Origin of the sequence: Alistipes finegoldii DSM 17242 (assembly GCF_000265365.1) — a bacterium.
Lineage (GTDB): Bacteria > Bacteroidota > Bacteroidia > Bacteroidales > Rikenellaceae > Alistipes > Alistipes finegoldii.
Genome location: NC_018011.1, coordinates 1,066,085 through 1,087,407 on the forward strand (window position 1 = coordinate 1,066,085; position 21,323 = coordinate 1,087,407).

Consider the following 21,323-nt stretch of genomic DNA (forward strand, 5'->3'; position numbering starts at 1 on the left):
AAAGAAAAACCGATGCTGTCGAGCACCGGTTGGAACAACCCGGAAAAAGGGGATCATGCAGGATGCGAAACAACCCTTTCCGCATTTTCTTGGGAGGGGGGGGGCTAACGAAATACGTCCGAGCGCAGGGAGGACGTCCCCGCAGGGAACGGGAGGAGATCGTCCGAGCTCCGCGAGGAAAGCTCCTCCCGGAAGCCGGAGATCGCCCTGCCCCGGCAGGGAAGCTCCGGCGCCCTAATATATCGTATTTTCCAAGCAGCTGTTTTCGAAAAATGCCGCATCCCACGGAAAGAGTCCGAAGCAAGGTCATTTCAAAGGCTTTTGCCGTCGCTGCCGTTCGGGGGCCTTTTTTCGATTTTTCCGGGAAGGGGGATTTTCCGTCGCAAAAGTCACGGCGGAGCGTAAATTATCGCTGTCAGGGTGTAAAAACGTTCGACAAATGTGTTTTTTTTTTGCACAAAAGATGTCGGTAAAATGTGACGCCCTCTTGGTGGCACCCTATTAAAACAGAGAAACGACATGGAGATAAGAAGAGAGATGCGGGGAAGATACCGTTGAAAAAGAACTTTTGAGAATTTATCGGGTTTATGCCACATGGGGCGGCAGTTCCGTATTTTGGTCAAAATATAGTCCTCTCTTTTATTATCCTAATAATGCCGAAACAACAGACTGATTCCAAGTCTCGTGAAAAGACCGGCAAACGATGATTGTCGGTCTTTTCACGTTCGAACGCCGTCCTATTAAGCGGCAGCCTTTCACAGGCGACCGGGCATTATATTACTATCGGCGTCTCGAATAATCAACGGTCGATTCCATCACACGATAGGATACCTTGCGTGTAATACCACTGCTTTCCACAGCTAAAAATTGATACGGTTGCCTTCGGCGAAAAGCGAATCGAGAAGCCCACAGAGTTCCGACTCCAGCTCCTCTCCGTCGAGATCGCCGCATATGGTAAAGAATTTCCCCTGCGGGGTGCAATACTGCACCGTACTGACGACGGCACAGGATTCCGCACCGCAGATAATGACCGCATCGACATCCTCTTCGTGGCGCAGCATGGCGTTGTAGAAAGCCAGAAGGTAGCGCGGAGCATCGATCGGCGGAACCAGCATCATCGTGCCCGACACGTCGAACTTGTCGGGTGAATTCACCACTTTCAGGCCGTATCGTCCGGCGATTTCTTCGGCCGTCGCGGCCGGAACTCCATACAGTAAGATATTCATAACTGTTATTTTAGAAAAAGGCGCGGCCGACTACTAATCTCTATGCAATGACTTGTTATGGCAGTAACGGGTCTTTGTTCGCCGCGCCTTTTTGGGGTTATCTGAAAATCAAAATTAAAAGCTGAGCCGCCAACACCCGCAGGAACATCGACAACGGGTAGACCGTGGCATATCCCACCGAAGGGGCGTCGGAGGTGGTCTGTTCGGTCGAATAGGCCAGCGCCGACGGATTGGTCGAGGCGCCCGAAAGCACGCCGATCAGCGTATAGTAGTTGAGTTTGTAGCGATAGCGTCCGAAAATGCCCGCCAGCAGCAGCGGCACGACCGTGATCACGGCGCCGTAGGCGATCCAGACATATCCGCCCGCGACGAGCGTCGGCACGAAATCCTCGCCCGCACCCAGCCCCACGCCCGCGAGGAAGAGCGAAATGCCCACTTCGCGCAGCATCAGATTGGCCGACATCGTCGTGTAGGTGATGAGCCGGTAATGCGGCCCGTAGCGGCCGATCAGGATGGCGACGATCAGCGGACCGCCGGCCAGCCCCAGTTTCACGGGCTGGGGCACCCCCGGAATCCAGAACGAAATGCTGCCCAGGACGACACCCAACGCAATGCCGATGAAAATGGGGATCAGATTGGGATGGTTGAGCCGTTTGAGCGAGTTGCCGAAAAGCCGTTCGGCATGGGCCACCGACAGTTCGGAGCCCACGACCGTCACCCGGTCGCCCAGCTGCAACTGCAAGTTCCCCGCCGCCACCAGGTCGATGCCCGAACGGTTGATGCGCGTGATGGTGACGCCGCTCGACGAGCGGACGCGCAGTTCGGCGAGCGTCTTGCCGTTCAGCTCGGGTTTGGTGATCAGGATGCGCCGCGAGATCATCTTCGGGTCCTGTATCATCTGCTCGGCGTCCACTTCGCGGCCGAGCAGAGCGACCAGCGCCTCGACATCCTTGGGCGCCGCCACGAGCAAAATCCGGTCGCCGCAGCGGAGCGTCGTCGCAGCGTCGGCCAGTTCGGGAGCTCCGCCCGGACGGCAGATGCGCGACACAACGAAGTCGCGCAGGGCCAGATGCCGTATTCCGGAGATGCTTTTGCCCTCGATGGCCGGATTGCAGACTTCGACGGAGATCCGCCGGGTCGTCAGGTCTTTCAGAACGTCCGTGCCCAGCCCGGCCGCCTCTTCCTCCTGCCGCACGTCGATGCGCAGCAGGCAGCGCAGTGCCAGCAGGGTCAGGATGGCTCCGACGACACCGAGCGGATAAGCCAGCGCATAACCCATTGCGATATCAGGCGCATCGGCCCCGGCATGCATGTCGCTGAAAGCCTGCTGCGCGGCGCCCAGACCGGGCGTATTCGTAACGGCGCCCGACATCACGCCGACCATCGTCGTCATGGGAAGTCCGGTGACATAATAGAGGGCAACCGTCGTAACGATGCCGAGTGCCACAACCAGCACAGCCAGTTTGTTGAGCGTGATGCCGCCCTTGCGGAAGGAGGAGAAAAATCCCGGTCCGACCTGCAAACCGATAGAATAGACGAAGAGAATCAGGCCGAACTCTTTGAGGAAGTGCATCAGATGTTGGTCGATGTTCATGCCGAAATAACTGAAGGCAATGCCGACGAACAGAATGCCCGTTACGCCCAGCGACACTCCGGCAACCTTCACCTTGCCCAGAACAATGCCGAAGGCGACGACCAACGCCAGCACCAGCACCGAATGAGCCACACCGCCTCCCCAAAGCGACTCGGAACCAAACAACAACCTTTCGAGCAATTCCATACCGAATCCCGTTTTAGGCCGAGCTGTCCCCGCAAAGCGAAACCCGTGTGCCGAAAACGGCACAGCAGCCCCAAGAACAACCTCGGAATTAAAATTATCATGCAATACACAACCGATATCGAATGCCCATTCCTCGGGGTCCTCCGACGTCGAATCGATCTGGCAGGTCTTCTGACTGACTCCTGTTCCGAAGCCTTCCCGGTCGTAAGACCAGTGGCTAAGATGTTCGGAACTTTCTGCGGAGCTTCACAGCAGCGGGACTGTCCGGGATTTACACCCGATTCCCTTTTCATTCCCTCCCCTGTACGGGGAACAGGAAACCAAATCTGAGGGCAAAGATAACGGTTTATTTTGAAATGCCATTTCGAACTCCGATTTTTTCACTGCAAAACCGATGAAGTCGGAAGAAACGTTTATTTTTTATCTTATGGAATTCCATCCCTGCTACACGGCCGAAGATTTTACTGCATCGCTGTCCGTTTCCGACTACATTGCGCGCTTCCGCGATGTCGAACGTATCGGGAATTATTGTATCGCCTGCCCCCAACTACGGCCGCAGTTGGGGGTGTCCGCCATTCCGATTCGATGTCGGGGAATACTTTGCGGAATATACTTCCGCATTGCTCGTCGCCACAAAAATCACCCCGCTCGTTCCCAATCTTCCGATCTCGGATTCAATGACGTTGATCCGCGCCGAACGTATCCGGCTCGAACAGCGGCTACTCGAAATGGAACACCAATACGACGGACGAGCGTTTACCTATGTCGGAAGCTGTCTTTACTGCCCGAAGGGAACCTGCACGCGCACTGATGGAAAGCCCTGCCGTCATCCCAACTTGGTGAGGCCGTCGCTCGAAGCGTGTGGATTCGACATCGTACGCACAACCTCCGAACTGTTCGGCATCGAACTAAAATGGGGCGAGGAGGGACGGCTGCCTGAGTATCTGACTCTTGTTTGCGGATTCTTCCACAATGCGGATAATGTAATATGGAACGGATAAAGGCCGTTTCAGTCAAGGTCAGTCAAGGAATGTCCGGGTCTTGTGTGAAAAGCATCTTACCCGGAAGCTGGTGAACGCTTTGTACTCGGCAGATAAGCTCCGGCGCCCTACCCTCTTATCGAAGGCATCAGGCGGGACGGTATATGATGCGGTGTATGTGTTGACAGTGGTTTACGGGGCAGTTTGCAGGAGCGGGCGGTATTCCGGATGGAAAGCGGCACGGGCTACGCAAAAGGCAATCGGATGTAGCGAGCATCCATGGAAGAATAGGTCAAAACCGCTGTTTCTTTCGCCGCCGTCGCTGGATTCTTTGCTGTTCTTCATAAGCCCGCGCATCGGCCAAGTCCAACAGCGTGTCGACAACTCCTGAGACAGGATTTGCCGTGCGGCTTCGTTGTTCGTATTGGCGTTCCGCGTGTTGATCTTCTTTTTGGGAGGTCGGGAACAGCTCGTTGAAAACACGGGCCGAGAATTCTTTTCCCAGCACCGAACCGTTGGCGACAATGCCATTGGTGTGGTCGATAAACGTTACGCCGTAGATTCTGCCCACGGGGTTGATACGGAATACAGTGTCGATACCGTCCACCTTCAACAGTTGCCGGAACTCGTCCCGTGTATTGTGCGAACTCATGGCATCTTTGACCGTATGGCGCAAATGGTCGAGCGCTCCCGGTGCTTTCAGTTTTTCCTTTGATTTTGCATAATACGTTTGCAGGGCATTATAACCTACGTCTTTCCCTATTTTACTCGACTTGAAGGGCGTACCCGTTCCATAGCCGTCGTCGGTCATGGCTCCGTAGACAATACCCGCATAATTTCTGCCTTCGATCGTTCCCGTACGTTCCTCGACTGAGACGTTGAACAGTTCCAGCAGCGTGCGGAACTCGCCGTAGGACGAGCATTTATAATTCCGCAGGCACAACCTGACGACGGATGAGATCTGTTGTTTGACGTTTCCCGCCTTATAATTTACTTTCCGAAGATCGGGAGTGTCCCTCTGTTCCTGACCTTTGACCGCCGGATGGAGGTTGTACTTATGTTCCAAATCGCGGGTAATTTCCGCAGAACGACGGGCTTCGAAATCGTGTGGTAGTTTACAGCCTTTCTCATCGACGCGCAACGATACGATGTGGAGGTGCTGCCGATCAATGTCCTTATGTTTGAAGACGATATAGGGCTGATCTCCGTAACCCATCTTCTGCATGTATTCATTTGCGATTTCCCGCAACTGTTCGTCTGTCAGCCTGTCTTCCGGTGAAGGGTTCAGCGAAGCATGGAAGACCGTATTGGTCGTTCTGCGGTTGGCTTCGAGGTAGGGCCAGAAACTATCCATGCAGGCATCGATATCCAGTCGTCCGTGTTTATCGAACGGTTCGAGCATCTTCTGCCAAAGCAGCACCTCGGCTTCATCCTTATCCACTTTCTCCTTGTTATAGCGCAAAGCCCCACCGGGCGAGGAGCCCGATCTTATATTCGCAACCACTCCTTAGCTTGTTTTGCGAGGTTCAGAATCTCGATACTGAGGGCTTTCAGCTCTCTCGTTCGCTGTTCCAATGCAGCGATCTGATGCGGGATCGCGACGTTGGAGAAGTGCGCATTGATGGCCTTTACAATCTGGTTGTAGTTGTTCGCAAGTTTCTGGAATTGGAAATAAAAATCATTCAGCCGGGCGACGAATTGTGTCTTCGATGGGTCGCGTTTGACGACGACGAACTCCTCGTTGAAGATTCTTTTGACGATAAACCGGCTGCGGTTATGCTCCAATCCTGCCTTACAAAGCATCTGCTTAAAGCGGATATTCTCTTCCGTGGTGAGTTTGAAATTATACCTGTGGACTCTGGGATCTGTCGTTGTCGGGCGTCCGATCCTCTTTTTCGTGGTTGTCATCAGTCTGGTAGTTTAAGTGGCGTGACTCGGGAACGCCACCCAGCCTCGCAGAGCGAGCACCTTTCGTATGCCGAAAAACTTTTCGGCATACAAAGGTACAGCTCGCTCGCCTCAAGTGAGGCGAAAAATCCGCGCCGGAGAATCTCTGACCGAAATTTCGAAAATCCTCCATTACGGCTTCCGGGGCCGGGTCTGTTCCCGGTGCAATATTACAACCGTTTCGGGGCAAAAAAAATCCATCGGTGCGGACTGGAGCGGACTGGAGCGGACATCGCAGCCGGGTTGGAAAATGAAGATGTATATTGCGGCAGAAAGAATTATTCGGATAAACAAACGGATGATTAAGTCGATATTTATCGGGTTCGCTACTCAATCAAACAGACGATTCGATAAGGAAGCGGAGAAGAGCAGAATTAAAAAAATAAATATATAAATAAACCCATATATGTACGATAGTTTATCGAAACAGACATCAATAGAAAACATTACCCATATAAATAATTCTTAACATATTCAAATGATGGAACCTGTAAACATTTCAATCTGCAATCAGAAAGGCGGCATCGGAAAATCCACATTCACGGTATTGCTGGCCAGCTACCTGCATTACACTTTGGGGCATGACGTTCTTGTCGTGGACTGCGACTATCCGCAATGGTCGATCCATGCCCAGCGCGAACGCGAACTGGCAGTCGTGGAGCACAGCGACTACTACAAGCTGATGATGGTACGCCAGTTCAAGGCTACGGGTCGGAAATTGTGGCCCTTGCTGAAGTGTATGCCTCCCGAGGCTCCCGAAGAGGTGGAGCGCATCCGGCAAAACGGTTATCTGCCGCGCGTAATTCTCTACGACCTGCCGGGAACCGTAAATGCCGGGGGCGTGATCCGGATACTTTCCTCCTTAGATGCCGTCTTCATTCCTTTGAAGGCCGACAAACTCGTCATGGAGAGTTCCCTTACGTTCGCACGGGGAATAGAGCATGGATTCGTTCAGGACAAGGACACCTCATTGCAGGCCGCCCATCTTTTCTGGACGATGATCGACCGTCGGGAGCGTACTCCTCTTTACGATCAGTATGAGGCGATCATTCATAAACTCGGATTGTCGCTCATGGCGACGCATGTTCCCTTCCGTTCGAAATTCAACAAGGAACTGCTGCCCGACGGCTCGGGTATCTGTCGTTCGACACTTCTGGCTCCGGAGCGCATCTTCGCCCGCGAAGCGCAGATCGAGGCACTGGCGGCAGAAATCCTCGAAATCCTTAAAATACGATAATTATGGCCAAGAAACCGAAAATCGAAGTCGACGAAGACCTCATGCGCCAGATGATCGCCGGGCAGGCGCCTCTTACCTCGAAAGTCGTCCGGCGAATCCCCGACGACGAACCTGAAGATACTCACGATGCGCCCCGGGAGACCTCGGATGCAGAAGAACAATCGCCACCTTCGGACGACGGGTCTGAATCCCGGCATCGGCGAATGATCCCCGCACCCGATTACGAACGGACTTTTCTCGCTCCGGCAAACTTTGACAACAGGGCCTCGCTGTATGTCGGTACGGCAACCAAGCGCAAACTTCTGGAAATATTCAAAAGAATCGGCGGGGAGCGTCTGACCGCAACAGCCTATATAGACAATATTCTGCGGTATCATATCGAAGTTTTCCGCGAAGAGATAAACCGCATTTACAAAAAACGCAATCCCAAAAATATCGTTTAACAATCCAAAAACTTTCGAATCGTGTATTACGATCTTTTTTCCGAGCCGCACCTATTCGGTATTCCGCCCCTCACGGCACTGCTTCTTGCATCAATTTTTATTCGGAGGCTTCCGGCTTTTTCCTTACGGCAAGCTGCCATGACAACCTCATCCCTTCTCCAGCCTGCGGTCGCAACGAAAACACCTGCCATTAGGATTCCTTCGGCGGCAGCCTGTCTTAAAACCATGACGAAAGCAGCCTCCTCCGGGCAGGGCATTGCCGGCACTGCGCATGTAAAACCCGGCGGTGCGGTGGCAAAGGCGCCGAAATCCCGGCGTCGGAGGACTGCCGTCCCCGATTTCGAACAGACCTTTATGAACTTAATGGAGATCAGGCAGCGTGCAGCACTCTATGTCAGCATCGGAACCAAACGTAAAATTCTGGAAGTCGTAAAGAAAATCGGCGGGGAGTATATGACCGCAACTTCTTATGTCGAGAATATCCTGCGGCAGCATCTCGAATTGTATAAAGACGATATCAACCGCATTCACAAAGAGCAAAACACAAAAGAACTTTTATAATGATGAATATGCTCGCAATTGTAATCAGCCTGCTATGTGCCGGCTTCGTACTTTTCCAACGACATTTTTTCGGTCTTCCCGGACAGAGTCGGGAGAAACCGTCCAAACCGAGGAATTCCAGATCGGAGCCACCACATGCCAAATCCCTGGTTCCGAGTTCCGAAATTCTCGTGTCAAAATCCTATCGGAGCGGACTGGAGCGGACAGGGGCGGACATCGGCACCGCCCCGGCAGGCGGAGATGCTATATTTGCCCCGGCTTCGGAAGAGAAGTCCGCGATGGCGTCGTGGAACGGGCTTGTCGTGCAGCCCCCGATCGGCGAAGACGGCGAACTTGCGGAGCCCAAAGCGCCTGCCGGCGCCCGACCTCCGCTTCCGGCTCTCCCCGCCAGAGCAGAACTCCGTGACGCGGAGGTTCATGCGATGCTCGGAGAGCTGGACTTCGGAGAGAGCGCCGTCATGGGCGATGCCACGGCCGAGGAGCGGCAGGCCATTGCCAACTTCGACATCCGGGCCTATGCTTAATTAAAAACGACCTACGACATGAAATGGAATAACGAATACGGCTGACGCCTTTTCCGCAGCAGGAAATACGATGTATCCGGTCGCAGAATGCTCCCAAAGCAGGCTGCGGCCTTTTTCACACCCTTAACCAAACTACTTGAACGATGAAAAAAAGAGCAATTTTCATGATTTTCTCCCTGTGCTCCGCACTCGCCTGCTTTGCACAGGGCAACGGCATGGCCGGCATCAGCGAGGCCACGAACATGGTAACGTCCTATTTCGACCCGCTAACGAAACTGATCTTCGCCGTCGCGGCAATCCTCGGACTGGTCGGCGGCGTGCGCGTCTACTCGAAATTCTCGTCGGGTGACCCGGACGCTTCGAAATCCGCCACGGCGCTGTTTCTCTCATGCGTCTTTCTGGTGATCGTCGGTACGGTCTTACGTTCGTTCTTCCTCTAAACGATGGCGGAATACCAAGTGAACAAGGGAGTCGGCCGTCAAGTCGAGTTTCAGGGCGCGCACGTAATGGTTCTTTGGCAAATGCGTCGATAGCAAGACGTTAGGCAAGTGTTCGATAGCCTATCATCGATCGGCTTATCCGAAAGGGAAACCGGACGGGGAGTATAGCCTGCCGATAAACTGATAAGTCATACAGTTACCAAGTATGCGACTGAATCAGGAGATGAAAGATAGATACGAGGATAAAGTCTGGATTGATTGAACGATAGTCCAAGTGGCACAACTCGAAACTGTGGCGGAAGGTAACTACAGACGCCATACTGTAACACACTCGATTCGACCTTGGAGGGTTGGGTGCAGAACAGGTTACAGCACAACTGCGATAAGCAGAAACGGATGAAAGTCGTATCCGACAATCTATCAAAGCTATGTTGCCGAAGAATTAAACGTGGATTGCCTAACCCGGAATGCCGAAAGGCTATTAGGTTTCAGACCTATGAAAATCCGGTATGGCAACGGAGCCACCGTAGTAGTCCGAGCGAGGGAAAGCCTCGTACATGGCGAAGGGTGGCAGCTAACATTTTTAATACAAATTAACGGATAATGTGTGAGACATTATGAGAAATCCAGAGAGAGTATTAAACAGTCTGTCAGAGCACAGCAAAGTTTCGAGCTACAAGTTTGAACGGCTCTACAGGGTTCTATTCAATTCGGAGATGTTTCTCCTCGCCTACCATAATATACAAGGTAGGCAGGGAAATATGACGGAAGGTTCCGACGGTAAAACTATCGACGGAATGAGCCTGAAACGGATTGAAAATTTGATTGATGCGCTCAAAGATGAGTCGTACCAACCAAAACCGGCAAGAAGGACGTACATCCCGAAGAAAAACGGGAACATGCGACCTCTCGGCATACCGTCTATCGACGACAAATTAGTGCAGGAGGTATTGCGAATGCTGTTGGAAGCAATTTATGAAGGTAGTTTTGAGAACACCTCGCACGGTTTCCGACCCAAACGCAGCTGCCACACCGCACTGATACAGGTGCAGAAGAATTTTACTGCGGCCAAGTGGTTTATCGAGGGCGACATTGAAGGATTCTTCGATAACATCAACCATGATGTACTTATCGGAATCTTGAAAGAACGTATCGCAGACGACCGCTTTATCCGGCTAATGTGGAAATTTTTGAAAGCTGGCTACATCGAAGATTGGACATTTCATAGAACATACAGCGGAACACCGCAAGGTGGCATCATTAGCCCGATACTGGCTAATATCTATCTCGACAAGCTGGATAAGTACATGAAAGAGTATGCCTGTCAATTCGATAGAGGCGACAGACGGGCAATGAACCTTGAGTACAAACGGTATTCCAGGAAAATTTGGTGGCTCGGCACAAAGCTGAAGCAAACCAAGGATAAAGATACTCGGAAGGAACTGATTGACGCGATTAAGCAACATCAGAAAAACAGGATGCACTTACCCTCTGTCGATGAAATGGACGAGGGATATAGACGGATTAAGTATGTGAGGTATGCCGATGATTTTATTATCGGAGTGATTGGCAGTAAATCGGACTGTGAGGCCATCAAAGAGGATATTAAGAATTTCCTCGGCGAGAAACTGAAATTGACGCTCTCCGAAGAAAAGACCTTAATCACGCACGGCAATAGAAAGGCAAAATTCCTCGGCTATGAAATCTATGTCCGACCATTCACGGATAAGACGTTAAGAGGCGAGAAATCGGGAGTACTTATTAAGGCTTACGGCAAAAAGGTAGTGTTGGAAGTGCCAATGTCCACAATGCGGGATAAACTTCTCTACTACGAGGCGATGGAAATTCATCAATTCGAGGGTAAAGCGAAATGGAAACCCACAAGCCGGACAAAGTTGCTACATCTGGACGACCTCGAAATACTGGATGCCTATAACAGAGAAATCCGAGGTTTTGCAAACTATTTTTCTATCGCAAATAACAGTTCACACCTGAATTCTTTCAAGTACATCATGCAATACAGTCTGTATAAGACTTTTGCACGAAAGTACAGTACGACAGCCCGAAAGATTATCGCAAAGTATCGACATCACAAAGATTTTGCGGTTTTCTATGAGGACAAGAAAGGAGGAAAGAAGATGCGGGTATTCTTCAACGGGAGCTTTAAGCGTAAAACAACCGCGATGGACGCGAGTTGTGATTATGTAGCCAACACGATTTTCAATACCACTGTATCAAGCCTTATACAAAGGTTAAAAGCGGGTAAGTGTGAATTGTGTGGCGCAACGGAAAACATTGAAATACACCACGTCAAAAGACTCAAAGACTTAAAAGGCAAAGAGCCATGGAAAATCCAAATGATTGGACGTCAGAGAAAGACGTTAGCTGTATGTATTCCCTGTCACAACAAGATACATCACGGGATAATAGACTGAATATGTTAGTGGAGAGCCGTGTGCGCCGAGAGGTGCAAGCACGGTTCGGAGGCGAGTTCTTGGAAACCTACCGTAGAAATACGGCAAGGCACCGGGTTCTTAGCCTACGACTCACGGCGCAGTACCTCGTGCTGTTCGTCGCGGGGCTTCTGGGCGTCTTCGTCTGCTTCGCCGGAATGTACATGAGCGGCGTCCCGCAGGGCCTGTGCATCCTCTTCGCCCTCACGGCCGGCCTTGCCGTCACGGGCGGCACCTTCTACCTGAACCGCCGTTTCGGCCCCCACGGGCTTCAGAAGCTCATGGCCTCGCGCCGGCATCCGCGGCGCATCGTTCACCGCCGGGCCGTCGGGCGGCTGTTGCGTTTTCGTCGAACCGTAAAACTGTAATCCTATGCGCGGAACCCTGAAAACCTCGACCTTGGAATCGAAATTTCCACTTCTGAGAGTCGAGAACAACTGCATCATCTCCAAGTTCGCCGACATCACTGCGGCCTACCGCGTCACACTGCCCGAACTCTTCACCCTCACGGCCGAGGAATACGAAGCACTGCACGGCGCATGGCTCAAAGCCCTGAAAGTGCTGCCGGATTACACCGTCGTCCACAAACAGGACTTCTTTATCGAAGAACGATACACGGCTCCGGAGGAGGGTTCCGAGCGGAGCTTTCTCGCCCGCTCTTACGAACGTCATTTCAACGAGCGGCCCTACCTGCGCCATACGTGCTACCTGTTCGTTACGAAGACCACGCCCGAACGGATGCGGCAGACCAGCGCCTCGTCCGTGCTGTGCCGGGGCTTCATCGTCCCGCGGGAGATGCGCGACACGGATGCCGTGACGCGCTTTCTGGAGGCCGCGGAGCAGATGGAACGCATCCTGAACGATTCGGGCCTCGTGCGCGTCGAGCGGCTTACGGAAGCAGAGATCGTCGGCACGGCGGACGACGCCGGGCTGCTGGCCCGTTACTTCGCCCTCTCGGACGAACAGCGTCCGGTCGTCAACGAGGATATCCGTCTCGACCCGGACGTGATGCGTATCGGGGACAAATACCTCTCGATGCACACGCTCTCCGATCTGGACATGCTGCCGCAGAGCGTGGCGACGGATTTCCGCTACGAACGCCTCTCGACCGACCGCTCGGACTGCCGCCTCTCCTTCGCGGCGCCCGTGGGGCTGCTGCTCTCCTGCAACCATGTCTACAATCAGGTGATCTTCCTCGACGACCACGACGAAACGCTCAAGCGGCTCGAAGCCTCGGCCCGGAACATGAACTCGCTGGCGGCCTATTCGCGCTCGAACGCCATCAACCGGGAGTGGGTGCGATACGTCGCTGTGTAAGTAATTGTTAAACTTAGATTTAACCCGTTGTTTCGTCAACGGTAGCCTATGGACAGATGCACCAATAGTAATATACTGTATCAAAGCTGTCCAGACAAGGTAGCCCTTCCGAAAGGAGCAGTCAGAACCGTGAGGGAAAGACAATGGCTGTTAGTATCATACAGTCAGGGAGCTTGGCTTGGGTGGTATGGTTAGCGTAAGCGAACTGTCGTCTAAACGTCGTAAGGTTGAAGAAGCCAAAGATACTGATAGGCTTCAGCCCAAAAGGGAAGCAGTCGGTTATTCCTCTCCATTCTGGGAATACACGAACAGAGTACTGCCGGTGTAATAGACAGAACCTAACCCACTTATAAGTTACTTGCACGGAACGTAGTAAGCCCGTATTTCTCCTGCCAATGACAGGTAAGCAGACCGTAAGGAATGCCGAATGGAGTGCGGGTATAGGATTGCAGAAAAAGCGAATGCCACCCTGTAATGGGGTGAATAGGGATTGAAACATCATCCCGCTGCGAAAGCAGGCTGACTTCTGCGGTAGGTGATTCTTTACAAGAAACTTTTAGAACTTTTAAAAGGAGAAAAGCAAATGAACGAAATTAAAAATCGTGTGCATCGACTGACCAAACGCAGAGCAAATGGGACAGTATAAATTGGCTCAAATGCGAAGCTGCGGTTCAAAAGCTACAAGCGCGTATTGTAAAGGCTCAAAAAGAGGGTCGCCACAACAAGGTCAAAGCCTTGCAGTGGACACTGACCCACTCGTTTTACGCTAAAGCATTAGCGGTAAGACGTGTAACTTCCAATAATGGGAGTAAAACGGCTGGCGTCGATATGGTAACATGGAAAACGCCAGATGCTAAAGTGTGTGCAATAACCGAACTGAAAAGGAGAGGTTATACACCCCAACCTCTGAGACGAGTACATATCAGAAAGAGTAACGGGAAATTAAGACCATTGGGTATACCAACTATGAAAGACCGGGCTATGCAGGCATTGTATCTGATGGCACTGGCTCCCGTAGCTGAAACAACGGCTGATGCCAATTCTTATGGTTTCAGAAAAGAAAGGAGCACGGCAGATGCCGTTCAACAATGCTTCAATGACCTGGCAAGGACGACATCCCCACAATGGATCTTAGAAGGTGATATCAAAGGTTGTTTCGACCATATCAGTCATGAATGGTTGCTTGACAATATCCCTATGGATAAAGTTTTGCTCCGTAAATGGTTGAAAAGTGGATTTATTTTCAACAAGCAACTTTTTCCGACAGAGGAGGGAACTCCTCAAGGCGGCATCATCTCCCCAACTCTTGCAAATATGACTTTGGACGGACTGGAAAAACTGCTTGCCGATAGCTTTCCGATAAACCGCTCGAAGAAAAATTACTATACTCCTATGATAAATCTTGTTCGCTACGCGGATGATTTTATTATCACAGGAGAGAGTAAGGAGTTGTTGGAGAACCATGTTAAACCATTAGTCATTGAGTTTCTTCAAGCAAGAGGGCTTACCTTATCAGAAGAAAAGACTAAGATAACTCATATAGAAGAAGGGTTTGATTTTCTTGGGTTCAATATCAGAAAATATAAAGGCAAGTTTATCACAAAACCATCCAAGAAGAGTCGAAAGAGATTTTTAGATAAGGTTCGTGAAATAGTGGACAAGAACAAGTCTTCTAAGCAACAATCTTTGATACGATTGCTAAACCCAGTCATTAGAGGATGGGCGAACTACTACAAGGGGTGTTCTGCATCGGAAACTTTCCGTAAAACAGATGCACAAATTTTCAACAAACTATGGCGATGGTCTCGCAGAAGACATCCCAAAAAAGGTAAACGATGGATTGCCAACAAGTATTATCACACTGTAAGAGGTAGAAGCTGGACTTTTGCCGTACCGCTTGAAAACAGGAAAGTGGATAAATACCACACTCTTGTGAGATTGTCGGATACGAAAATAAAGCGACATATCAAAATCCGCAGTGAGGCCAACCCATATGATGCCGATTGGAAAGATTTCTTCGATCAATACAAGACCCGAAGAATGCTTGCACACTTAGACGGCAAGCAATATATCTATCGCCTGTGGAATCAGCAAATGCAATGTTGCCCTGTGTGTGGCAAGCACATCACACGGGAAACTCCCTGGAAAATTACTGAAATGACAGGGAGCAGTAGAAAGGCGAAAGTCCTAATACATGATCATTGCAGCCGAATTACTAACAGAAATAAATGGAAGTTACTATGAGCCGGCTTTTAGTTACAAATAAAAGTTTTGAATTGCTTGAGCCGTATGAGGGGAAACTCTCACGTACGGTTCTTAGAGGGGAAAGCTCCCGTAAGGGGGCTGACCTACTCGACATCGAAATGTACCTCAATGAGGCGCATTCGCAGGGGCTGCGCTCCGTAAGGTGCCACTGCAACGTCATGGCATGGGCCGAGAACGAAGCGGAGCTGAAGCGCATCCGCAACGACGTGGGCTCGCAGCTCGCGCTGATGGGATGCACGCCGCATCACAACACGGTGGACGTGCCGGTGCTGTTCTGGGCGGCGATTCCCGGCAACGAGGCCGACTTCCCTGCCGAGGAGAGTTTCTACACCTTTCTCGATCAGGCCCTCTGTCTTTTCAACGGGGAGACCAACTACCGCTCGTCGCTCTCGCCCTTCGGAATCAAGATGTCCGACCGCCTGTCGGGCATTCCGATTCATCTGGATATCTCGGATCTTCCGATGAAGCGCGGCGTCATCACGAATCGGAATAAATTTATCCTCGGACCGTCGGGCTCGGGCAAGAGTTATCTGACGAACCATCTGGTTCGTCAGTACTGGGAGCAGGGTTCGCATATCCTGCTGGTCGACACGGGCAACTCCTACCAAGGGCTCTGCTCGCTGATTCACGCCAAGACCAAGGGCCGCGACGGGGTGTATTTCACCTACACCGAGGAGGCGCCCATCGCCTTCAATCCCTTCTATGTCGAGGACGGAGTGTACGACGTGGAGAAGCGCGAGTCGCTCAAGACGCTGCTGCTGACCCTTTGGAAACGCGAATCCGAGGAGCCGACGCGCTCGGAGGAGGTGGCGCTCTCGAACGCCGTGAACCTCTACCTCTCGAAGCTCCGCACCGACCGCTCCATCGTCCCCTCGTTCGATACCTTTTACGAGTTCGTCGAAACCGACTACCGGCGGCTTCTGGAGCAGAAGCGCGTGCGCGAGAAGGATTTCGACCTCGAAAATTTCCTGAACGTGCTGGAACCTTACTATAAGGGCGGCGAATACGACTACCTGCTGAACTCCGACAAACAGCTTGATTTGCTGGACAAGCGTTTCATCGTCTTCGAGCTGGACAACATCTCCTCGAACCGGACGCTGCTGCCGGTGGTGACGCTCATCATCATGGAGACCTTCATCTCGAAGATGCGGCGGCTGAAAGGAGTCCGCAAGATGATTCTCATCGAGGAGTGCTGGAAGGCCCTCACCTCGGCCAATATGAGTGCATATATTAGGTATTTGTTTAAAACCGTTCGCAAGTATTTCGGCGAGGCGGTCGTGGTGACGCAGGAGGTGGACGACATCATCTCGTCGCCCATCGTCAAGGAGTCGATCATCAACAACGCCGACTGCAAAATCCTTTTGGACCAGCGCAAATACCTCTCGAAATTCGACGGCATACAACGTCTGCTGGGACTGACGGACAAGGAGCGGGCGCAGATTCTCTCTATCAACCTCTCGAACGATCCTAAACGCCGCTATAAGGAAGTGTGGATTGGGCTCGGAGGCGTGCAGTCGGCAGTTTATGCCACGGAAACCTCGGTCGAAGAATATTTGACCTATACCACTGAGGAATCGGAAAAGATGCAGGTCATGGAGCTTGCCGAAAAGCTCGGCGGCGACATCGAAGCCGCCATCCAGCAGTTGGCATGCAAGCGCGAAACGAAAACCGAATCTTAATGCCCGCTGCCATGAAACAGTTGCTTTGGATATGCGCCGGCATCCTGCTGACGTTTACGGCCGTGCTCGGAGCGTTTCACCTCTTCTACGATTACGAATACCGCAAAATCCGTCCCCTGTGCGGAGCATGGCATTCGACGCTCGACGACACGCGGCTGGTGATCGAGCCGTGCGGTGATAAATTCCGCATCACCATCACGCGCCGCGGCACGTCCGAAACACATGCTCTGCACTACAAGGATTGCGTCTATTATACGGCCTACGGCGGACGCCGGATCGATCTCTTTTACACGCCCCCGGCCGATGCACTGCTCCTCGTGCCGGGCGACGCTTTCAAACGAACCTCAAAACTCAAAAACAATGAACAGTAACCAATCGACGCCTGCGTCGGCCGTAGCGGCCCTTCAGCAGGAGATCAGAACCCGCACCGAAGTCATCCGCACTTTGGCAGACCTTCGGGAACAACTCGACGCCGACCGTATCTGCGGAGCGTGGCTCTCGGCGGAAAACAACCTCTCGGCCTCGATACGCCGCATCGGCGAGGGCATGTGGCGCATCCTCGTTTTCGACCACGCGCTCTGCTACAAACGCCTCGTACAGGACGGCATCATCGCGCTGCGCCGCCACCGTCTTTGGCTCGGCGCCGACGACGGCAACCGCGTGATCTACGATGCTTCCACCGAGACACTCACCATCGGCTGTTACGGACGTTTCGTTCCGGAGGACTGCATCCGGCGGCAGGAAGACGACGCAATCAGTGCCGAAGCGTGCGACTTCAACGAACCGGCCGAATAATGGAACCGCGTTCGGTATTTCCGGGCTGCCCCGGCAAGCAGGGGCGGCCCTTCGGCAGACGCTGCCCGCAGTCACACATTTCTAAATCCGACGGCTATGGAATGGAAAGATAGGATTGCACGGCTATTCCGCCGCAAGCCGGACTGGGAAAGGGAGCATCGAAGTACCCTCATTGCCCGTCATGCAGAGAACCTGCTCCGGGAACGGGATATAAGCAATGTTACAGATCTTGTACGACGGCACCGGAAATCGGATCTGACCATTGCCGGAATCGGGCTGACAATGAATACAGCAACATCCCGCTTTCTCAGGACGCCCGAAGATGCGGCCGGAGAAGATGTACTGGCGCTGATGGAGGCCCTGCGCGGAACGCCGTTTGCGAAAAAGATCGGGTGCCGCCTCGCGGACGTTCCGGCAAACACCGCCCACTCCCTGCACGGCCTGCTGGCCATGCACACCTTTCTCTTGGATGCTTATTTGGAGCAGCATCCCGACAGTGGGCTCCGGCAGCCTCCGATGGACGAGTTGCAGGCCGCAGCGCATATCATCGACCGGCAGTTCCGCGCCGAGACATTCCGCGAGCTGCGCCATCTGGCAGAAACGAGAGGACGTTATATGCCCTCCTGTTACGTCGTACGCCTCTACGACTGGGACGCCGACATGGGCCGGTTGCAGAAGATGCGCGGGCGGCTGGACGGCCCGGCATGTGCGGACAATCCGCAGCAGGTGCAGCAGCTCCGGGAGCGAATCTGGAAGGCCGAGAACCGCATGGTGCGGGAAGCCGAGAGGATATTAGAGAGTGATCCGGAAATTTCCCTGCGGCAAACCTACATTGAAAAACTCGATGCCGAGTTGCAGACATTGGGATGGCTTGCACGCTTCCCGGAGCGAATCGACGACAGCCGTATTAACCGGCAGCTGCTCGACAAATACGGTATCGAGCCGGGCATCTCCCGCGAAGAACAATCCCGGCAGGTCGAGAAAGCCTTCCGCGAGCTGGATGCACGCCTTGTCCGCATGACCGGGCGGCAGTCCTACGCCGACGATCTGTTCGAATCCCTGCGGCAGAAAGGCCCGAAGCCGGAGAAACATATTTCCGGGGTGCGGCAGAAAGAGATCAATTCTGCAAGGAAAGAGCAAACCGGACAACCGGCTTCGGGTCGGCGGATAAAGCGGTGATGCCCGTCTTCGGGTGAATATCCTCAATAACACAATCAATTCAAGCATGAAACAGAAAATCATCCTGCTGTGTCTGTGCCTTGTCTGCACGGGCCTCAGCACATACGCCCAGTGGGTCGTCTCAGACCCTACGAACCTCGCGCAGGGGATCGTCAACTCCACCAAGCAGGTCGTCGAAGCCGCCAAGAACGGCTCCACCATGCTGCAAAGCTTTCAGGAAACCGTGAAGATTTATGAGCAGGGGAAGCGATACTACGACGCCCTGAAATCCGTCAGCAACCTCGTCCGCTCGGCCCGCAAGGTGCAGCAGTGCATCCTGCTCGTGGGCGAAATCTCGGACATCTACGTCGACGGTTATCGCCGCATGGTCGGCGACGAGAACTTCACGCCCGCGGAGCTCGCGGCCATCGCCGCAGGCTACGCCCGCATCATCGAGGAATCGGCCGGGGAATTGAAGGAGCTGCAGGACATCGTGAACCCTACGGATATGTCCCTGACGGACAAGGACCGGATCGACGTGGTGCAGCGCGTCTACGGCGTTCTGCGGCGCCATCGAGACCTGGCACGCTACTACACGCGCAAGAACATCTCCATATCCCTGCTGCGGGCCGCCCGGAAGCGGGACATGGAGGGTGTGCTCTCATTGTACGGAACCGACGAACAACGTTACTGGTAGCCGACGATGGTACACATGCTTTCCCTTACGGACAATCTGCATACGATTCTCCGGGTGCTTTACGACGACATGATGGCGCTGTGCTATCCGATGTCGCAGGTCGCAATGGCCATCGCAGGGATCGGGGCGCTGCTTCACATCGCCTACCGCGTCTGGCAGTCGATGGCCCAAGCCGAACCGATCGACCTCTTTCCCCTTATGCGGCCCTTCGCCATCGGCATCTGCATCCTGTTCTTCCCGACGCTCGTGCTGGGAAGCCTGAACGGCATACTTTCACCCCTGGTAAAGGCGACGCATTCGCTGATGGTCGGGCAAACACTCGACATGGAACAATGGCAGGAGCGGCGTGAGCGGCTCGAACTCGAAAGCCGCGAGCAGATGCCCCCGGACAGCTACTATGCCGAAGACGAGGAGATGGAACGCGAACTGAATGAACTGGGACTCGACGACCAGACGCAGCAGGCCCTCGATCGTATGAATGAACAGCGTTCCTCATGGTCGGTCAAAGGGATCATCTTCAAATGTCTGGCGTGGGTACTCGAACTGCTCTTCGCCGCGGCGAGCGTCATACTCGACGTGCTGAGGACTTTTTATCTGGTCGTATTGAGCCTGCTGGGGCCGATCGCCTTTGCCATCTCCGTGTTCGACGGATTTCAGTCCACGCTGACGCAATGGCTCACGAAGTATGTCTCGATCTACCTGTGGCTGCCGATCTCGGATCTTTTCTCGGCGATCATCGCACGTCTGCAAAGTCTCGCCATGCGACACGATGCCGAACTGATGGCCGGAGGCTACAACTGGTATGTGGACTGGTCGAACAGTCTGAATCTGATCTTCATGCTCGTAGCCGTCTGCGGATACCTCTGCATCCCCTCGATCGCCTCGTGGGTCGTGCAGGCGAACGGATTCGCCGCCTATAACAAGACCGTCTCGAAAATGACCTCGCTCGTAAGCGCCGGAGCCGGATGGACGGCCGGCAAAGCATGGGCCGGGGCCAAAGGCGCCGGCTCGGCGGCATTATCGGGCGGTAAGGCCGTGGGACGCGGCATCATGAACGGCGCCCGGCTTATTTTCAGAAAATAAAATAACCCGTTATTATGGAATTCAAGTGTTTAACGAACATCGAAACATCGTTTCGGCAGCTGCGCATGTACGCGCTCGTCTTCGCCGGAGTCTGCGCCGTCGTTACCGTGGCGGCGGTCTGGATGTCCTACTCCTTCGCCGAACGGCAGCGGCAGAAGATCTACGTGCTGGACAACGGACGCTCGCTGATGGTGGCGCTCTCGCAGGACCTCGCACAGAACCGTCCCGTAGAGGCCCGCGAGCATGTGCGGCGCTTCCACGAGCTCTTCTTCACCCTCTCGCCCGACAAGGCAGCCATCGAGTCCAATGTCGGACGCGCCTTGCAGATGGCCGACAAAAGCGCCTTATCCTACTACAAGGTTCTGCAGGAAAAGGGCTTCTTCAACCGCCTGATCGCGGGCAATGTTTCGCAGATGGTCAAAGTGGACAGCATCCGCTGCAATTTCGACCGCTATCCCTACGAGGTTACGACCTTTGCCCGGCAGCGCATCCTGCGCGAAAGCACCGTCACGGAGCGGTCGCTCGTCACGACGTGCCGTCTGGTGAACGTTTCCCGCTCGGACAACAACCCGCAGGGCTTCATGGTCGAGGCGCTGAACATCGTCGAAACAAAGACCTCGCGACCTATGACCGCTAAACCGCACTCCCTGCGCTGCCGCATCCGCTGGATGCGGCGGTCGCTGCGACGCCGGCATGACGCGCTCGCACCCCGCATCCGGGAGCGGATCGTACTCGCGG

General features: G+C 53.4%; 16 protein-coding genes, 5 pseudogenes and 1 riboswitch. Of the genes and pseudogenes, 17 read left to right on the plus strand and 4 right to left on the minus strand.

All coding sequences use genetic code 11. From position 1 onward, the window contains the following. Window positions 1-860: 860 nt before the first annotated feature. Both ALFI_RS04855 and ALFI_RS04860 read right to left on the minus strand, forming a co-directional pair. Window positions 861-1,226 carry a hypothetical protein gene (locus ALFI_RS04855; protein WP_014774998.1) on the minus strand — a complete coding sequence of 122 codons (366 nt, stop codon included), beginning with the start codon at window positions 1,224-1,226 and terminating at the stop codon, window positions 861-863. A 97-nt stretch (window positions 1,227-1,323) separates the two neighbouring features. Further along, complete coding sequence (locus tag ALFI_RS04860) at window positions 1,324-3,006, minus strand: putative transporter (protein WP_014774999.1); 1,683 nt, start codon at window positions 3,004-3,006, stop codon at window positions 1,324-1,326. A gap of 144 nt (window positions 3,007-3,150) precedes the next feature. Further along, a riboswitch (cobalamin riboswitch) is annotated at window positions 3,151-3,346 on the minus strand. A gap of 87 nt (window positions 3,347-3,433) precedes the next feature. Here ALFI_RS04860 and ALFI_RS04865 point away from each other — a divergent pair. Then, window positions 3,434-4,007, plus strand: a pseudogene (locus ALFI_RS04865) (DUF2284 domain-containing protein). Between the two features lie 271 nt (window positions 4,008-4,278). Here the strand turns inward: ALFI_RS04865 and mobB are convergent. Both mobB and ALFI_RS04875 read right to left on the minus strand, forming a co-directional pair. Further along, window positions 4,279-5,490 carry a conjugal transfer protein MobB gene (gene mobB, locus ALFI_RS04870; protein ID WP_014775000.1) on the minus strand — a complete coding sequence of 404 codons (1,212 nt, stop codon included), beginning with the start codon at window positions 5,488-5,490 and terminating at the stop codon, window positions 4,279-4,281. Then, window positions 5,475-5,894, minus strand: coding sequence for a plasmid mobilization protein (locus ALFI_RS04875; protein WP_014775001.1), 420 nt, complete (start codon window positions 5,892-5,894; stop codon window positions 5,475-5,477). The genes mobB and ALFI_RS04875 overlap by 16 nt, the downstream gene beginning before the upstream one ends. 517 nt (window positions 5,895-6,411) lie before the next feature. Here ALFI_RS04875 and ALFI_RS04880 point away from each other — a divergent pair. From ALFI_RS04880 to traK, 16 genes and pseudogenes are all read left to right on the plus strand, one after another. Beyond that, window positions 6,412-7,170, plus strand: coding sequence for a ParA family protein (locus tag ALFI_RS04880; protein ID WP_014775002.1), 759 nt, complete (start codon window positions 6,412-6,414; stop codon window positions 7,168-7,170). 2 nt (window positions 7,171-7,172) lie between these two features. Then, entirely contained in the window at window positions 7,173-7,613 is a 441-nt protein-coding gene (locus ALFI_RS04885) for a DUF3408 domain-containing protein (protein ID WP_014775003.1), read from the plus strand. Window positions 7,614-7,634: 21 nt separating this feature from the next. Then, the gene (locus ALFI_RS16875) at window positions 7,635-8,174 is read left to right on the plus strand and encodes a DUF3408 domain-containing protein (RefSeq protein ID WP_155835639.1); all 540 of its coding nucleotides are present in this window, start codon (window positions 7,635-7,637) and stop codon (window positions 8,172-8,174) included. 170 nt (window positions 8,175-8,344) lie between these two features. Further along, the gene (locus ALFI_RS04895) at window positions 8,345-8,698 is read left to right on the plus strand and encodes a hypothetical protein (protein WP_244265013.1); all 354 of its coding nucleotides are present in this window, start codon (window positions 8,345-8,347) and stop codon (window positions 8,696-8,698) included. Window positions 8,699-8,841: 143 nt separating this feature from the next. Then, window positions 8,842-9,138: a DUF4134 domain-containing protein gene (locus ALFI_RS04900; RefSeq protein ID WP_014774763.1), complete on the plus strand. Its 297-nt coding sequence runs from the start codon at window positions 8,842-8,844 to the stop codon at window positions 9,136-9,138. Between the two features lie 617 nt (window positions 9,139-9,755). Then, window positions 9,756-11,573, plus strand: a complete 1,818-nt coding sequence (gene ltrA, locus ALFI_RS04905) for a group II intron reverse transcriptase/maturase (RefSeq protein ID WP_014774764.1) — start codon at window positions 9,756-9,758, stop codon at window positions 11,571-11,573. Between the two features lie 2 nt (window positions 11,574-11,575). Beyond that, window positions 11,576-11,959 carry a DUF4133 domain-containing protein gene (locus ALFI_RS04910; RefSeq protein WP_139022503.1) on the plus strand — a complete coding sequence of 128 codons (384 nt, stop codon included), beginning with the start codon at window positions 11,576-11,578 and terminating at the stop codon, window positions 11,957-11,959. 4 nt (window positions 11,960-11,963) lie between these two features. Further along, window positions 11,964-12,890: pseudogene (locus ALFI_RS04915) on the plus strand (TraG family conjugative transposon ATPase); the annotation flags it as partial. A gap of 601 nt (window positions 12,891-13,491) precedes the next feature. After that, window positions 13,492-15,152 (plus strand): annotated as a pseudogene (ltrA, locus tag ALFI_RS04920) (group II intron reverse transcriptase/maturase). A 113-nt stretch (window positions 15,153-15,265) separates the two neighbouring features. Beyond that, a pseudogene (locus ALFI_RS04925) lies at window positions 15,266-16,852 on the plus strand (TraG family conjugative transposon ATPase); the annotation flags it as partial. 11 nt (window positions 16,853-16,863) lie between these two features. Continuing rightward, window positions 16,864-17,223 carry a DUF3876 domain-containing protein gene (locus tag ALFI_RS04930; protein ID WP_229111673.1) on the plus strand — a complete coding sequence of 120 codons (360 nt, stop codon included), beginning with the start codon at window positions 16,864-16,866 and terminating at the stop codon, window positions 17,221-17,223. Then, window positions 17,213-17,647, plus strand: coding sequence for a hypothetical protein (locus ALFI_RS04935; RefSeq protein WP_009598935.1), 435 nt, complete (start codon window positions 17,213-17,215; stop codon window positions 17,645-17,647). The genes ALFI_RS04930 and ALFI_RS04935 overlap by 11 nt, the downstream gene beginning before the upstream one ends. 282 nt (window positions 17,648-17,929) lie before the next feature. Further along, window positions 17,930-18,826: a hypothetical protein gene (locus ALFI_RS04940; protein ID WP_244265000.1), complete on the plus strand. Its 897-nt coding sequence runs from the start codon at window positions 17,930-17,932 to the stop codon at window positions 18,824-18,826. 46 nt (window positions 18,827-18,872) lie between these two features. Continuing rightward, window positions 18,873-19,502 carry a DUF4141 domain-containing protein gene (locus ALFI_RS04945; protein WP_014774767.1) on the plus strand — a complete coding sequence of 210 codons (630 nt, stop codon included), beginning with the start codon at window positions 18,873-18,875 and terminating at the stop codon, window positions 19,500-19,502. A 6-nt stretch (window positions 19,503-19,508) separates the two neighbouring features. Then, window positions 19,509-20,585, plus strand: a complete 1,077-nt coding sequence (traJ, locus tag ALFI_RS04950) for a conjugative transposon protein TraJ (protein ID WP_014774768.1) — start codon at window positions 19,509-19,511, stop codon at window positions 20,583-20,585. Between the two features lie 14 nt (window positions 20,586-20,599). Continuing rightward, window positions 20,600-21,199 (plus strand): annotated as a pseudogene (traK, locus tag ALFI_RS04955) (conjugative transposon protein TraK); the annotation flags it as partial. Between the last annotated feature and the right edge of the window lie 124 nt (window positions 21,200-21,323).

Excerpts from the sequence above, each read along its gene's own strand:
- ALFI_RS04855 (WP_014774998.1), bottom strand. The coding sequence starts at position 1,226 with ATGAATATCTTACTGTATGGAGTTCCGGCCGCGACGGCCGAAGAAATC.
- ALFI_RS04860 (WP_014774999.1), bottom strand. The coding sequence starts at position 3,006 with ATGGAATTGCTCGAAAGGTTGTTGTTTGGTTCCGAGTCGCTTTGGGGA.
- ALFI_RS04875 (WP_014775001.1), bottom strand. The coding sequence starts at position 5,894 with ATGACAACCACGAAAAAGAGGATCGGACGCCCGACAACGACAGATCCC.
- ALFI_RS04880 (WP_014775002.1), top strand. The coding sequence starts at position 6,412 with ATGATGGAACCTGTAAACATTTCAATCTGCAATCAGAAAGGCGGCATC.
- ALFI_RS04885 (WP_014775003.1), top strand. The coding sequence starts at position 7,173 with ATGGCCAAGAAACCGAAAATCGAAGTCGACGAAGACCTCATGCGCCAG.
- ALFI_RS04900 (WP_014774763.1), top strand. The coding sequence starts at position 8,842 with ATGAAAAAAAGAGCAATTTTCATGATTTTCTCCCTGTGCTCCGCACTC.
- ltrA (WP_014774764.1), top strand. The coding sequence starts at position 9,756 with ATGAGAAATCCAGAGAGAGTATTAAACAGTCTGTCAGAGCACAGCAAA.
- ALFI_RS04910 (WP_139022503.1), top strand. The coding sequence starts at position 11,576 with ATGTTAGTGGAGAGCCGTGTGCGCCGAGAGGTGCAAGCACGGTTCGGA.
- ALFI_RS04930 (WP_229111673.1), top strand. The coding sequence starts at position 16,864 with ATGAAACAGTTGCTTTGGATATGCGCCGGCATCCTGCTGACGTTTACG.
- ALFI_RS04935 (WP_009598935.1), top strand. The coding sequence starts at position 17,213 with ATGAACAGTAACCAATCGACGCCTGCGTCGGCCGTAGCGGCCCTTCAG.
- ALFI_RS04940 (WP_244265000.1), top strand. The coding sequence starts at position 17,930 with ATGAATACAGCAACATCCCGCTTTCTCAGGACGCCCGAAGATGCGGCC.
- ALFI_RS04945 (WP_014774767.1), top strand. The coding sequence starts at position 18,873 with ATGAAACAGAAAATCATCCTGCTGTGTCTGTGCCTTGTCTGCACGGGC.
- traJ (WP_014774768.1), top strand. The coding sequence starts at position 19,509 with ATGGTACACATGCTTTCCCTTACGGACAATCTGCATACGATTCTCCGG.